This is a genomic window from Thalassotalea sp. HSM 43 (assembly GCF_004752005.1).
Lineage (GTDB): Bacteria > Pseudomonadota > Gammaproteobacteria > Enterobacterales > Alteromonadaceae > Thalassotalea_A.
On record NZ_CP038493.1, the window covers coordinates 1,767,028 to 1,783,042 of the forward strand.

Here is a 16,015-nt window from a genome sequence, read left to right on the forward strand (position 1 = left end):
GGCGCTTACGCGCCCATCAATTATTAACATTGTATGTTATGGCTATTCAACAATGGTAACCGTACCTGTAGAGGTCCAACTATCAAGCTCTCTTTGCCAAGCACTGACATCCCAGTTAAGTTCGTTACCTCTATCGATGGCGCTGCGTAAAAAATCAACGGTTTTAGATAACTGCCTTGGTTCCATTTTTAAGAAAGCCATCGCTTGGAGATAATGATACTGCGGGTAATTTTCGTGCGTTTCTTTTAACTGAACAAGCAAGTCTTGCGCTTTTGCAACATCAAATAAATGCTCTTCTGCGCTCAATAAGCGAATTTCTGCGAGATTAAGTTTGGCCGGCAAATGGCCTTTGCCTGCGGCAAGTTGCAACCAAAATGTGGCTTTGTCTTTATCTTGTTCGAGCCATGGACTATTCAAAAACATTTTGCCTAATCGATATTGAGCCTGACTATGGTCCTGTTGAGCTGCCTGGTAAATCCAGTCAATGCCCTGTTCAACATTGGTTTGTTGGCTATATTGTCGAAAGCCGTATTCGTATTGCGCTGCAGGGAAACCATTGTGTGCAGCTTTAGCAAGATTTTCATCGATTTCTTTATTATCTTTTACCAACCAAGGAAAACTGGCTAAGGTCATCGCATAAACATATTGTTGCTGTGGGTCGGCACTGTCTTTGAACTTATTATTTTGCAATCGGGTTCTGGTATAAAACATCTCAAATTCATTTCGAATGCGCAGTCTTGAGTAACCGGCGATGCCCATAAAAGAACGATGTACAAAAGATGATGGCTGATCTGCAAAACTTGGTTTAGCCATACTATTCAACGATAAATCGTAAACCGCCGAACGTACATCACCACTGGCTTTAATTTCGGTAATATTACGAATCGAACCATCGCGAGCAACATCGTACTCAACGATGAGAAAGTATGGCTCCATCACAAAAAAGTCTTCGACCTCACTGCCTGTGCTAACGCTTTCGGTCACCGGATCAAAATTATTGGCAAAAGGCGATAGCGCACCATCAAAGCCTAGGTCGGTAATAAGTTCGACGTCATCCAAGCTGTCGACACCAGCAAAGGTTACCGGGTTAGTCAACAGCGATTTATTTACCACAGGTCGATACGTGCGAAACAATAGCTCTTTATCCAACTTGCTAATAGACGACAGAATAAGCTTATTAATTTGTGTTTTCTCTTCTGCCTCGACATTGCCGAGCAAGCTTTTAACTATGTCAGCAGAATTAGCATAATTATTTTTCGCGGCCATGGTAAACCAAACCAAAGCTTTGACTTGATCGGCCTTTACTCCCAACCCTTTATAATGCATTACACCGAGTTGATAATAAGCGCGAGGTTCTTGTGCGTGTGCTGCATCTAAATATGAATCAAACGCCTGTAAATAGTTTTGCTGGCTAAAGTAGTCATCGGCAGTTTTAATTGCATTAGCAAAGCACAGACTGCTCAACAGTAAGCCGTTCATCGCTAATATTTTGCTTAACTTAGTTAACCTACTCATGGGCTTTATTCTCATCCTTAATGTTGCGCAGTTATTGTCGTAATGTCATCGCTTTAAATAAAAAAGGCTTCTCACGATGAGAAGCCTTTCGATTTGGTTTAGATCATTATTTAACGTTAAACAAACGTCTAGCGAATGTCATTCCAGACAAGAACAATACCGCTAGGAAACCAAATGAACCATTATCAGGCTTCGGCTGTTCAGTTTTCTCAACATTAGCCTCAATGGTAAGTACTTCTGAAGTCCAAGGTATCATCTCATTATTGTCATTAAGAATATACGAACCATCGTAATCACGTAGATAGTTGGTAACGGTTAATTCGAGCGTCAGAACCGCATCGGTATTGATCTCTGGCACAACAAACGATGTGTTTGGCGACGTGGCATCATCAAAGGTAATTGGTACACCACCTTTCGCTTTCCACAGGTAACCTAGCTCACCGTCTTCACTATCAATACTGTCTCTAGCATCAATGGTGACATATTCGCCTGCGGTTAAGGTCATTGAGGCAATTTGCGTCGCTTCAACCATACCATTCATGTTTGCTCGCGGAGTGATGGTTGCTGGCGCATTGGTTATCTGCACGGCGTAGATTTCACTCGCGGTATTCATGCCATCATCTACCGTTAGCATAAGCTCAATATTGGCCGCTTCTGCAAGTTCAGCGGGAGCAACAAAACTAACACTACCACCCATATTTTCGGTGACTAAGTCTACAGGTATACCCGACACTTGACTCCAAGTATACGTTGCGTTGTCACTGCTCGGAATGGTTGCCATTGCATCAATAGTAACCAGCTGAGCTTCAACCACATCGTTACCACCTTTTGCCATCAATACTTTGATAGTTTTACGACTGTCTTTTGGATAACCATCGTTAACATCAAGCACACCATCGTTATCGTCATCATCATCTATCGTTGCGCTAGAACCTGTCATACACGCATCGTCACAGGTTTTCACATAATCATCAGGCATGCCGTCACCGTCGGTATCGGCTGCAACTGATGGGTCATTCGGGAAACCATCATTAATATCAATAACACCATCAGCATCAGTGTCGACACCGGTTGGTTGCTCTTGCAATGAATAATTATCTGTCCACATTCTTGAAGAGTCTAAATTGGTTAGCACTTCAGAATCTTCACCAACTGTGCGAACAAACACTTTAAATGATTGACTTACATCGATATCCATTGGCGCGACAAAATCTTGGCTTAGGGTTTTCCATGTGTAGGCAGATTCAGCTTGAGCATCTAAGGCTACAGACGTTGGCAATTCATCACCAATTTTGGTGTATACATAGGCTAACTGAACCGTTCCTTCTGCTGCCGCATCAATGGTAAGAGTATACGTTGCACCAGGCACAATACCTTCCACTTCTCGGTACAAACCATTGTAATGTCTTTCACGTTTATGGTTCATAAAGGCAACAACACCTTTACGGCCTTCAGGAGCTCGTACATCAAAGCCATTTTCAATTTGTGTACGCGTTTCATTAATGTAACGTGACCAACCTTTACCTGTTTGACCATGCGCAGGAATTTTTTCACCTTCTTCATCAAGCAATGCGGTGAAAATAGCGTTCGGCTCTTTGAAGCCGTAGTTACCGATACCCCAACCTTCTGTAATGAAGCCTGTCACACTTTCCATATCACCGTCAGGGAAATATTCTAATGGATACTCTACAACTGGGTAGGTTTTCTTAACCGTTACTGGGATCTCATAAGTATCTGAACCCCCTGCAATCATATTACCTAGCTCGTCAGTAAGATAAGTACCATCGTAGTCACGTAAGTAATTGGTTACTGTTAATGAAAATACAACCGCGCTATCCGCTTTCACCAAAGGTACATAAAACGTTGGTGCAACCGCGCTATCATCACTAAACTGAATCGGTACACCGCCTGAGACTTTCCACTGATAACTTAGCATACCGTCATCACTATCGAATGAACCAGAGCCATCGAGTTGGATTTTTTCGCCATAAGCAAGAACCATATTTTCGCTATCAAGCATGCCGGTCATGGTTGCCATAGCCGTGGCTATCGAAGGTGCATTAGTTACGGTGACAGGGAAGGTTGCACTGTCACTATGAGCCGCACCAGTAACGGTCAATGAAACAACAATTTCTTCAGCTTGGCTGATCTCGGTCGGTGCCGTAAATGACACCATTTCGCCATCAGCACTAAGAGCTACCGGTAATCCAGATTCTTGGGCCCAAACATAGTTGGCAAGTTCACTGTTTGGAATTGACGGGCTGGCATCGATGGTAACCAATTCACCTTCAACCACAGCTAAAGACTCTTGGCTAAACGTCACCAAGACACTTTGTGTATTATCTAATGGATGTCCGTCATTTACATCGAGAATACCGTCGTTATCATCATCATCATCGATTACCAAATCAGACGCTTCTTGGCAGGCAGTATCGCAGCCTTCGTTATAATCATCAGGCATACCATCGCCATCGGTATCAACGCTTGCAGCAGGATCATTTGGGAACGGATCAGCTGAATCTGGAACACCATCGTCATCGGAATCCGCTAAAGATGGAGGGCCCATTAACGAGTAGTTATCGGTCCATAATAAAGAACGTTCGGTGACACTGATATCGCCTGTTGTTGTGTATGTATCACTCGGTGCGGTACTGATAAAAACTTTAAATTCTTTGCTGGTATCAACGTCTGCAGGTACGACAAAGTCGTCGCTAACATTCACCCAAGCACCATCTGAAACAACCATATTATCAAGCTGTACAACGGTGACCTCTTCCATACCAACTTTAGTGTATGAATACCCCCAGCGAACTTTACCTTTGTGCGCTGCATCACCTGAAACGGTGTAACTTTGACCAGCTTGTATACCTTCGACAAGACGAGCTATACCAGCGGCATCGTTATTTCGGTTATGGTTACAAAAAGTCACCGCTAAACTATCGTTACCGGCAGGGATTGCTTCCGAGCCGGCAGCAGCTTTAACCGTTTGCGTTCGATTTTGATCGATAAAACGACACCAGCCTGATTTAAAGCCAGCGGTTTCCACTAAGTAAGCAGCGGTTGCACCATCTGATAATAATGGACCGTTGCCCCAACCACTGTTACCTGACGCAAAACCAGTCACACTTTCTAAATCTGCATCAGTGAAATATTCGACCGGTTGCGGGATAAACTCGATTTCATAGTTATCGGCCCATAAAAGTGAACGCTCGGTGACACTGATATCGCCTGTTGTTGTATATGTATCGCTTGGCGCGGTGTGGATAAAGGCAACAAAGTCTTTACTTGTATCAATATCATCAGGAACAGTGAAAGAGTCGCTAACCGACACCCAAGCACCATCTGACACCACGTGATTGGTCAGTGCTACTACGGTTCTGACATCTTCATTCAGTTTTACATAGGAAAAGCCCCAAACAACTTTACCTTTGGTTGCAGCGTCGGCTGTCACTTTATATGTTTTACCGGCGTCAACACCTTCAACAATTCGACCTATACCGGCTGCATCATTGTTACGGTTGTGATTACAAAACGCCGTGACATTACTGTCATTACCTGCTGGGATGGCTTCTGAACCCGCAGCAGCTTTCATGGTTTGAGTACGTGTTTTATCGATATAACGACACCAACCCGATTTAAAGCCTGCGGTTTCAACTAAATAAGCCGCGGTTGCACCATCTGATAATAATGGACCATTGCCCCATCCACTATTGCCTGAAGCAAATCCAGTTACATTTTCTAAGTCTTCAGAGACAATGATATTGTCATTGGCAAGTGTTGGAGTACTCGCAAAGAGTAACGTCGCAGTTATTGCTTTAGCAACCTTGGTTATTTTTAATTTGCTCATAGTTTTCTCTTATTATTTGATTGTTCCAACAAATGCTGTTTTGTTGCAAAAACTTTCTTTTTTATTAATTGAGCCCACGGAATTTTTTTCTATTATAGGGACCTTACCCTAATGTACACCGTGTAAAGAATTTGTAAAGTATTTTATAGTATAAATCATAAAATAAATATTTTTTTAATATCAATGCGATCCACACGCAAAAAAAACACTAACAAAAACAACAAAAACCATATAAACCAACTGACCCAGCGCTAACAAATTATTCTTTAAGAATCGTTAAGTTACATTTCACCAAAAAAAAAACATCAATCCCCATAAGGTTACTGATGCTTTTTTAGATAACTAAACGCCTTATTTGTATGACAATAGCCAACAATTACTTAGCGTTTCTTTCTTTCACCTTTTGCGCCTTCAGGATAAAGCCAAATTGCCAGTCCTTGTCCGCTCTAACATGATATTTATCCATGGTTTCAGCGCCCCAACTATGGTCACCACCAACGCCATGTATAGCCAAATCTAGATTTACGTTAATGTAAGGACGAATCGGTAAATCATAATAATGCTTGCGGCGAATGCGTGCCGATTCCGAAAACTTGTCATTTTTATCGTTTACGGAATATAAATCAGTTTCATCATAGGGCCAGGCTCTGAAATTAAATGGCTGCAATCCGGTTATATGCAACCTGTAATGGTCATTGGCAAAGGCGGCGAACCGAATATCAGATCGATTACTACTATCCGTTGCGGAAATATAAGGCACTTGAAAGCCCATTAGGGTATTTTCATAGGCACCAATTCTGGCCGCTGTTTTGCGGTCAGGATAGTTCTCAAATGGTCCACGACCATACCAAGAGATTTCATCAAATGATTGATGCAACGCAAATCGCATACCGAACTTTGGCATAAACTTTTCATTAATACGCTGTTTATTCGGGGCATAAGTACCTTGTACTTGAATATCGCCATCACCATTGATTATATAACTAAGGTGATAACTGGCGTCGTTAACAATAAGTTTGGCTTGAACATCTACCTGCACAAGCCCAGATGATAATTGTTTGACATCAACTGCGTGTACTTGCCTATACGCGGCTGCATTCATCCAGTTAGCCATGCGATCAACAAACTGGTTTCGGCTTTGGTTATTATTGACTGGTTTCCAAAAGTAGGGCGCTAATGGATTGACTAATAATTCTTGTTGACCGATTTGATAACTTATTAACTCACCACTTACTGCGTCAATAACCATCTTCTTATCGCCAGCTTGTACATTTATATACTCGTCAGTTTGGCTGACTTTCGCCTGTGCTTGATTCGTTTGTTTTATCTCGTGAAAGTTATAAGGTTTGAGCACAAATTGCTCAAAAGCAATTTCAAAGTCCGTGTCCGCCCACACTTCATCTTTATTCAAATGCACCGATAGCTGCAGCAGTAATTCTTCATCACCTTGATAGCCAGCAAGATCATAAGGCACCTCAAAATCACTATTTTGACCAGGCTTTAATGGCATTGAAAAATCCCCTTCAGCCAACAGCTTATGTTGAATTTTCACCTGCCAGCGAAATGTATACGCTTGTAGATCAGTAAAGTTAAAACGATTCATTATGTTAATGCGCATCGGCTGCTGCGTTTGCGTAAACAGAATATTTTGCTGAACCTTTTTGGCTTCATAATATGCCGGATAAGGCGTTCGGTCTGGTGCAACGATGCCATTCAATAAAAACTCAGCATCCGTTGGCTTATCACCAAAGTCTCCGCCATACGCCCATACTTCTCTTTTATTGTTTAGGGTAAGACGCTGCGGATTGTTGCCATAGCTAACCATGGCTGCATTCTTTACTCGGGCCAAGCCTTGATCAACCCAATCCCAAATCGCACCGCCTACATAGTTGTCATGGGCGTAAATCTTGTCCCAATGTTCTTGGAAGTTACCCAAAGAATTACCCATGGCGTGAGCGTATTCACGCTGGATAAACGGCTTGTTGAGTTTTTCTGATTTTTGCAAAAACTCATTTACGTTGTCAGTGGTACGATAGCTTCGTTCGACAAAGTCTGAGGCATTAATATCGGTATCGGACATGATTGGACGCGATTTATCGATAGCAAGTACGGCGTCTCGCATGGCCATAAAGTTTTGGCCTTTACCTCCTTCATTGCCAAGCGACCAGATAGCGATAGCGGTGTAATTTTTATTGGTGTGCACCATAGAGGTTGCTCTATCCACATGAGCTAAAGTCCAGTCGGGATTGTCACCAAGTATTTTGTTACGGGTTTTATAGCCATGACTTTCCTGATTTGCATCATCGAGAACATATAAGCCATATTGATTGGCGAGCTGATACCAGCGATGATCATTGGGATAATGACTGGTTCGCACCAAATTGAAATTACCCTGTTTGATCAATTCAATATCCAACTTCATGGTTTCAAGATCAACGTAACGACCGGTTCGCGGGTGGTGCTCGTGGCGGTTTACCCCTTTAATTTTGATGGATTTGCCATTCACCCAAAATTGATTATCTTCTATTTTCGTTTCTTTAAAGCCAAAGTCCCATGGTACATACTCAAGTACCTTGCCTTGTTTATCGACAACAGCCAATAATAACGAATAAAGGGTTGGCGATTCGGTACTCCACAATCTCACATTGTCAAAGTCGATGGCTAAAGAACCAAGTTGCTTGCCATTTCGGTGCATTGTTTTAGCATACTCCGTTGCAAGTATATGACCATCTGCAGAAAACACATTCAAAGTGAGCTGATAGTCATTGAAATCAATGCCCTCGAATTGACTTTTAAATTCAAAATCGAGATTAAATTTTGCATCCTGGTAATTATTGACAAGCTCGGTTTTTATTAGAAGATCATGCAAATACACTTTAGGTCGAGCGATCAGATTGACATCACGAAAGATACCACTGAATCGCCACATATCCTGACCTTCAAGGTAACTGCCATCAGACCAACGATAGACTTCTACCGCTAAATCATTTTCTCCAGCAATCACGTAGTCACTAATGTCAAATTCCGCTGGCGTCATGCTACCCTGACTGTAGCCCACTTTTTTCCCATTTACCCAAAGATAAAATGCCGATTTAACGCCTTGAAACTCAATAAAAACTTGTTTATCTAAAAGCCCCTCGTGCAAGCTGAATTTATGTTTGTAACTACCAACAGGATTGCGATCATAAAAATTGCTGTAGTGCTTTGGCGGCTCACTCATAACCCTTGGCTGATCTTTAGCGAATGGGTAAGGATGATTGGTATAAATTGGCCTGCCGTAGCCTTGCGTCTGCCAATTTCCAGGGACATCAATCTCATCCCATTCGCTGACGTCATAATGACGCTGATAAAAATCTAGCGGACGTTGGTCTGGCTGACCGACCCAATGAAACTTCCATTTTCCATTAAGCGACTGCACACGACTAGATTGTTGCTGACTTTGCGCCGCACTGCGTTGTGCAAATGGACGAAAAAAGGCATGTCCTTCGACTTTGTTGCGACTGATTAGTTGTGGATTTTCCCAATCATGCGTACTGCTCTGTGGCGTATTTGCTATAGCAACACCAGACAAAAAAAGAAAAATGGCAAAAAGATGAATATATTTAGCAAGCGACATGACATAGCCCAATGGTCATTATTTATTAGTTTCTTAAGACACCTATTAGCCATAATAGTCAGCCTTCTAAGCATCTTAATTTTGTTATTTGTAAATTAATCATATAAATACTATATTAATTGGCGAGGATATGAAAGGTTGGCAGTATTTAAAAATAACAACTGTCTCAAACTACAACTCATAGGCACCCAACAGTGCTATCAGAGCAAGATATACTCTAGGTAAAGTTAGCTTTTAATATCAACAAGGATCATAAACTCAAACTCATTCAGCACGGATATTTCACAAAGAAAAACCAAAATAGCTGAACATATAACAAAAATAATGAGGAACAGTAATGACCAAACAAATTAATTTAATGGTGGCCTCGATGCTGATGTATAGCAGCATTGTTAATGGCGCCACACAAATAGACATCAATGCCACAAGTATTAGCCATACAGTAAGTCCGCTCATTCAGGGCCAAGGGCTGGTTTATTCAGAAGAAGCGGATGTTATTTACGCCGACGGTACGATGGCACAACTGTTTCAGGATGTTGGTGCCGGCTTTTTACGTTGGCCAGGTGGCACAGTAGCCACCATGTATCACTGGAATGATTTAACTGGCGTAGGCTGGATTGATAAATGGGATCCTAATTACAACAGCAGCAATGATTCTGACCCTTCGGCCTATATGGATTTAGATGAGTACATTGCTTTGAGCCAAGCTGCTGACACAGAGCCTATGCTAGGCATTAATATGAGCTCAGGTATTGAATGGGATAGAGAAGCCGAAGCTTTGCAAGAAGCAAAAGACATGATCAGCTACTGTATCGCTCAAGGTTTTGATGTTAAATATTTCTACCTCGATAATGAGACTTATCATCACGGTAATGGCTATAACAAAGATAAAGACAATGATGGTGAAGCATGGACACCGCAATTGTACGCCGAACAAATCAATATTTACGCCGCTGCTATCAAGTCCTTAGTGCCAGATGCGGTTTTAATTGCCAATTGGACCGACAAAGTAAGAACCAATACCGCTGATTACACTACCATCATAAACGTCGCGGGCGATAACATTGATTATATTGATGTTCATTGGTACTGGAAGTGGGGAGTGTCAACCTGGGATGCGTGGAAAGCAAAAACGCCGATGGAAAACGAAACCGAATGGTACGACGGCGGTACCTTTATTGAAGAAATGCAATTTTTCGATTCGTTAACCACATCACTAGGCAAACCACACATTAAGCTTGCAGCATTGGAATGGAACATTGCACCAGGTGATCACAATACCAATCCTGAACACACCCCGTTTAAAACGGCATTGATGGCATCCGAAATGCAAATGCAATTTATTCAAGGCGGATTGGATTTAGGGGCTATGTGGACGACGCAATGGCAAAATAGTTCTACCGCTGAGTTTCAATTTTTGGTTAATTCTGATGACGGTTACGCCCCTAGTCCTATGGCGCACGTGTTTGAGCTATATAAATACAGCTTAAACGGTCACGTCGTCAGTACCAGCTCCACCGATGGACAAATAATGGCAACAACGGTGATCAAAGGCGATAAAGCCTATGTATATGTGCTGAGTAAACGAGATAACAGCGAGAATGCCGAGTTTAGCATCAGTGGTTATGATATTTTGTCCGTAGAAAGTGCCAAACGATTTACTGACCCGGGCGATGTGGTCAACATAGGTCTTTGGAACAATGCCAGTAATGGCAACTATATGGCCACCATATTAGCGAATACGTTAACCATGGTAGAATTCAATGTAGAGCCAGTAATTCCTGAAAACCTAATTAATAACGGCGACTTTGAATCAGGCCTTAGCAATTGGACCACCTGGAATAACCCCACAACCTCTAATTCTGACGCATTTGCCGGTAGTGCATCCGCTAAGTTCATCGATAAAGGCTCTATCAATCAGGTTGTTAACGTCTTGCCATCGACAACCTATACGTTGTCAGCCTTTATGAAAAGCAGTGATAGCAGTCAAAGATTAGTACTTGGCGTTAACGATGGCGTCAGTAATGAAGGTTTAGCCAGCGTCGACTCGTATGACACCAGCTATACCTTTAAACACCTCACCTTTACCACAGATGCCAACACAACATCGGTAAAAGTATATGCCTGGCAGCCACCAAGCAATAACGCCTCAGCTTTTATTGATGAGATAAAATTGAAGCCATTTAACGTCAGTATTGAAAATGGTGATTTTGAACAGGGACTAAGTTCATGGAATACATGGAATTCGGTCAATATTGATAGCTTACAGGCCTTTAATGGCGCTAACGCCTTACAATTAGATGGCAATGCGTCGGCCAACCAGTTCATCGTGGTCAAACCAAATACTAGCTATACGGTTTCTGCTTACGCCAAGGTCGAAGACAGCAACAATGCCAAAGTGGTGTTTGGCGTCAAAGATGGCGTGACCAACAGCACCATCGATAAAGTAGATATTTACGATAGCAGTTATACCAAGCAGCAAATTACGTTTACCACTGGCGCCACAACAGATACCTTAAAAATCTATTATTGGCGTCCACAAGCTGGTCAACAGGCTTCGTATCTTGATGACGTCAAGATAGTTGAAAATTTCTAGGTGACACTCACTAAGAGTATGAGCCTAATACACTGAGGGGAGCTGCTTGCTCCCCTCATAATTAAACCTTTAATAAGAATAATCTAACTAATGAAAGCAATAAAACCCTTCTTTATGGCGATTGCCTTTTTAGCGGCAAGCCAAGCAATTGCAGCGGACAAGCCCAATTTTATCGTTATATTAACCGATGATCAGGGCTATGCAGATGTCGGCTTCAATGGCAGCAAAGACATTCGTACACCTAACATTGATCGCATAGCCAATGAAGGGACAAAATTCAACAATGGATACGTGACTTACGCGGTTTGCGGGCCAAGTCGAGCCGGGTTACTGACCGGGCGATATCAAGGACGATTTGGCTTTGATCGCAACCCACACATGGATCCAAATGATATAAATGCCGGTGTGCCTCTGGAAGAAAAAATGATTTCAGAAGTATTAAATCCTGTTGGTTATACCTCCAGCATTATTGGTAAATGGCATATGGGCACCCATGAAAAATTACGCCCCAATCAACGTGGTTTTGACCACTTTTACGGATTTCTATCAGGTGGTCACAGATATTTCCCTGAAGATTTGATTTATCAAGATGTGGAGCAAGGCTTAGCTCAAGAAAATCCCAAAAAGCGTTGGTTGTCTTGGTATTACACCAAGATTTTAGAGAACGAAAAAGTTGTTGAAACCGATGAATACCTCACCGATGAATTATCCAACGAAGCGGTCGAATTTATTAAACGCGAACAAGATAATCCATTCTTTTTATACTTAGCCTACAACGCACCGCATGCGCCTATGCAAGCAACGCAAGAATTACTTGAGCGTAACAAACATATCCCTAAAGGTAAGCGACGCACCTATGCTGCTATGATAAGCGCCGTAGATGATGGCGTTGGTCGTATTCTCGATACGCTTGAACAACAAGGTATTGATGACAATACGCTAGTCATTTTTCTGTCTGACAATGGCGGACCGGAAACAAAAAATGGTTCCGATAACGGACTGTTACGCGGCGCAAAAGGTGATTACTTTGAAGGCGGTATTCACGTGCCATTTGCCATGCGTTGGCCCGGTACGATTCCACAAGGACAAGTATATGAACACCCGATTAGTTCACTGGATATCATGGCAACCTTTGCCGGTATAACAAACGCACCAATTGCCAAAGATAAGCCTCTAGACGGTGTTAACTTGCTGCCATATCTAACCGGTGAAGATAAAAGTGCGCCTCATGACATCTTATTTTGGCGTAATTTTGACAAAGGCATCCTAGCCGCAAGACAGGGTAAAGACAAAACCATTTTATTTAAACGCAAGGATCAAAAGCACTTATATGATTTAGACAATGATTTATCTGAAACAACGAACTTATATAAATCGAATACCGATACATTTGATAAACAAAATGAAGAGATGCAAGAATGGGAGTCTGAGTTAGCTGAAAAGCCTGCTTTTAAAGGTTTGATTATTGCAAAAAAAGAAAATCAAAAACAAACTAAAGCGTATAAAGCTGAGCAAAATAAAAATAAACAAAAAGGCAGTAAATAGTGCCTTGCAAGCCGGTAATTGAGCAACAAAATCGTTCTTGCTGTCAACCCAACAACGGGGTAGACCTGCAACGTCGAACACTGTTAAAACGTGTTAGTGCCGGCGTCGCTGCCATGTCGACTGGTGTGTCGATGCCCATTATGGCAGGCCCTTTTAATAGCGATAATGAATCTAAAAATGATTCTGAAGGACCTATTCCTGTTGATAAGAAGCTTGACCAACAGTGGTTAAAAACACTTGTTGTACGAGGTAAGCCAACGACATATCGTGGTTGGCAACAATTGCAATATATCGGTATGCCCGTCAGTGGTATAGGGACTGGCACCGTGTATGTTGGCGGTGATGGCAAGCTGTGGGTATGGGATATTTTTAATGAAAACCATGAAGGCGTAGTACCGCAGACATTTCAACATTCCGAATTAAGAAATGAACATGGTGATAGTGACATTAAAGCGCGAAACGGTGCCAATTATATAAACCCTCCTGCACAAACAAGTCCGTGGCACTTTAATCAAGGGTTTGCCATCACGATTGCTCAACACGGAGAACAACTAAGACGAACCTTAGATAATAATGGTTTTAGTGATATCAACTTTACCGGGCAAATGCCAATAGCCGAGGTACAATATAATGACCGTTATGCCAATACGTCGGTTTCATTAGAGGCGATGACGCCTTTCATTCCACTGGATAGTAATCGTTCGAGTTACCCTGCGACAATTATGCGCTATAAGATCACAAATGAAAGTGACGCTCCGATCGATATAGCGTTTGAAGCCTGGTCTGAAAACCCCGTTTTGCAGGGACGCGCGAATCACTATCGTGCCGAACTGGTAGCCACTGAGTTTTCCGACAAAAACGGCGCAGGATTTATCTGTGGTTGCAATGGCCAAAATACCGCGGCGCAACACACCATTAGCACACGTGCCGATTATGGCTCGTTTGCCTTGTATTGCCTAAACCGCAATGCTCAAGTCCGTTTAGATAAACGTAATGAAAATGGCATTGCTATTCATCAGGTCGAATCAAAATTGACCTTGGCGCCAGGGCAGACAGAGCACGTGACATTTATTGTTGCCTGGCATTTTGCCAACCAAAAAGCGCTGTGGAAAAAGCAGCATAGACAACACAAGCGTTGGTATGCGTCTAAATACAGCGATGCAATGGCTGTTGCACTCGATGTTGCTCAATCATTTGACCAATTGTATCGTTTAACTAAATTGTGGCGAGATAATTGGTTTGCTTCTTCTTTACCACACTGGCTACTTGAACGAACAATCATTCCAACCAATGCATTACAAACGAATACCTCATACCGATTAGATAACGGTCGTTTTTGGGCATGGGAGGGGATAGGCTGCTGCGCTGGCACCTGTGCTCATGTGTGGCATTACGCGCAAGCTGTGGGACGTTTGTTTCCCGATTTAGAGCGGGATTTGCGGGAGCGAACCGACTACGGTATTGGCCAAAAAAGTAACGGCGCAATATCTTTTCGTGGCGAATATGGAGAAAAAGATGCCACCGATGGTCAAGCAGGCATAATTTTAAGAACCTATCGTGAACATCAAATGAGTCGCGACAGTGCGTTTTTAAATCGCGTTTGGCCTAATGCCAAAAAAGCGATGCAATATCTCATTCTTGTTGATGCCAGAAATGGCATGCCTGACGGGATCCCTCAAGGTGAACAACACAACACCTTAGATGCAGAATGGTACGGTAAAATCCCGGTGCACGGATCCTTGTATATCGCAGCGCTTAGAGCCTGTATTGAAATGGCCAGCATTGTTGGCGATGATGAGTTTAAGACCCTTTGTACGGGCATTTATACATTAGGCAAACGCAACATTATTAAATTATTTAATGTTGAATATGGCTTTTTCACCCAACAAATTGATCCAAACCACACCAATGCCATAGGTATTGGCGATGGCTGCTATATTGACCAAGTCATGGGGCAATGGTGGGCTAGTCAGCTTAATCTTGGTCGACTCTACGACGGCGAGATTATAAGGGCTTCATTAAACAGTCTGTGGGATTATAACTTTTGCCCTGACGTTGGCCGGCTAAGGGACTCTATCGAAAATCCGAAAGCGAAAGGGCGAACATATGCGTTAGCCGGAGAAGCGGGTCTGGTGATGTGCACTTGGCCTAAAGGTGGACGAGCAGACGACTGGCAGCAGTATTGGCAATACGGTTACTTTAACGAGTGTATGACCGGTTTTGAATATCAAGTTGGCGGTCATATGATATGGGAGAGTGAGTATGACCCAGAGCTATTAACCAAAGGGCTGGCCATCACTCGCGCTGTCCACGACCGTTATCAGGGCGATAAAAGAAATCCGTTTAACGAAATAGAATGCTCCGATCATTACGCCAGAGCGATGGCTTCGTATGGGGTATTTTTAGCCGTATGCGGATTTGAATATGACGGACCAAAAAAACACATTGGATTCAAACCAAGGCTAGACAACAAGGGTTATTTTAAAGCTGCTTTTACCAGTGCTGATGGTTGGGGAAACTTTGAATGCAAAGACAATTTGGTGCGATTAAGCATTCTCTATGGTGAGTTAGAACTAGCGACTTTATCGCTACGAATAAAAATTAAAGGTCTGTTAAAGCGCCACATAGAAACAGACTTTGGCGACGCGGTTGTCTCAACAAAAGGGGCCGATATTAATGTCCTATTTACGCAAAACATCATTGTTAAATCGGGGCAGGTCTTAACCTTTTCGCTTGTCTAATCTGTACGTTATTTTCATGGGGTCAGAACACTTGAAGACTTTTCATGGGGTCAGAACACTTGAAGACTAACAATGCGGTACGCTGTGTCAAGGCACCTCAGTAGTGGTTAGTAAGTCATAATCCCATCGTCCTGCAAAGGCTAATCTCACTGCAT

6 protein-coding genes are annotated in these 16,015 nt (G+C 42.6%); 3 read left to right on the forward strand and 3 right to left on the reverse strand.

Features of this window, described 5'->3' with window-relative positions; translation table 11 throughout:
• Nucleotides 1-42 precede the first annotated feature (42 nt).
• From E2K93_RS07550 to E2K93_RS07560, 3 genes are all read right to left on the reverse strand, one after another.
• Nucleotides 43-1,515 carry a tetratricopeptide repeat protein gene (locus E2K93_RS07550; RefSeq protein WP_189637886.1) on the reverse strand — a complete coding sequence of 491 codons (1,473 nt, stop codon included), beginning with the start codon at nucleotides 1,513-1,515 and terminating at the stop codon, nucleotides 43-45.
• 106 nt (nucleotides 1,516-1,621) lie between these two features.
• Nucleotides 1,622-5,362: a hypothetical protein gene (locus E2K93_RS07555; protein ID WP_135438513.1), complete on the reverse strand. Its 3,741-nt coding sequence runs from the start codon at nucleotides 5,360-5,362 to the stop codon at nucleotides 1,622-1,624.
• A gap of 376 nt (nucleotides 5,363-5,738) precedes the next feature.
• Nucleotides 5,739-8,978, reverse strand: a complete 3,240-nt coding sequence (locus tag E2K93_RS07560; RefSeq protein ID WP_135438514.1) for a glycoside hydrolase family 2 TIM barrel-domain containing protein — start codon at nucleotides 8,976-8,978, stop codon at nucleotides 5,739-5,741.
• Nucleotides 8,979-9,315: 337 nt separating this feature from the next.
• Between E2K93_RS07560 and E2K93_RS07565 the strand changes: the two genes are divergently transcribed.
• The 3 genes from E2K93_RS07565 (at nucleotide 9,316) to E2K93_RS07575 (ending at nucleotide 15,860) form a co-directional block, all read left to right on the forward strand.
• On the forward strand, nucleotides 9,316-11,574 hold the full coding sequence (locus E2K93_RS07565; protein WP_135438515.1) for a carbohydrate binding domain-containing protein: 2,259 nt from the start codon (nucleotides 9,316-9,318) through the stop codon (nucleotides 11,572-11,574).
• A 90-nt stretch (nucleotides 11,575-11,664) separates the two neighbouring features.
• Entirely contained in the window at nucleotides 11,665-13,119 is a 1,455-nt protein-coding gene (locus E2K93_RS07570) for a sulfatase-like hydrolase/transferase (RefSeq protein ID WP_135438516.1), read from the forward strand.
• Nucleotides 13,119-15,860: a GH116 family glycosyl hydrolase gene (locus E2K93_RS07575; RefSeq protein ID WP_228445548.1), complete on the forward strand. Its 2,742-nt coding sequence runs from the start codon at nucleotides 13,119-13,121 to the stop codon at nucleotides 15,858-15,860. Before E2K93_RS07570 ends, E2K93_RS07575 begins: the two co-directional genes overlap by 1 nt.
• Nucleotides 15,861-16,015 lie beyond the last annotated feature (155 nt).

Coding starts and splice junctions, on each gene's coding strand:
- E2K93_RS07555 (WP_135438513.1), bottom strand. CDS start 5,362: ATGAGCAAATTAAAAATAACCAAGGTTGCTAAAGCAATAACTGCGACG.
- E2K93_RS07570 (WP_135438516.1), top strand. CDS start 11,665: ATGAAAGCAATAAAACCCTTCTTTATGGCGATTGCCTTTTTAGCGGCA.
- E2K93_RS07565 (WP_135438515.1), top strand. CDS start 9,316: ATGACCAAACAAATTAATTTAATGGTGGCCTCGATGCTGATGTATAGC.
- E2K93_RS07550 (WP_189637886.1), bottom strand. CDS start 1,515: ATGAGTAGGTTAACTAAGTTAAGCAAAATATTAGCGATGAACGGCTTA.
- E2K93_RS07560 (WP_135438514.1), bottom strand. CDS start 8,978: ATGTCGCTTGCTAAATATATTCATCTTTTTGCCATTTTTCTTTTTTTG.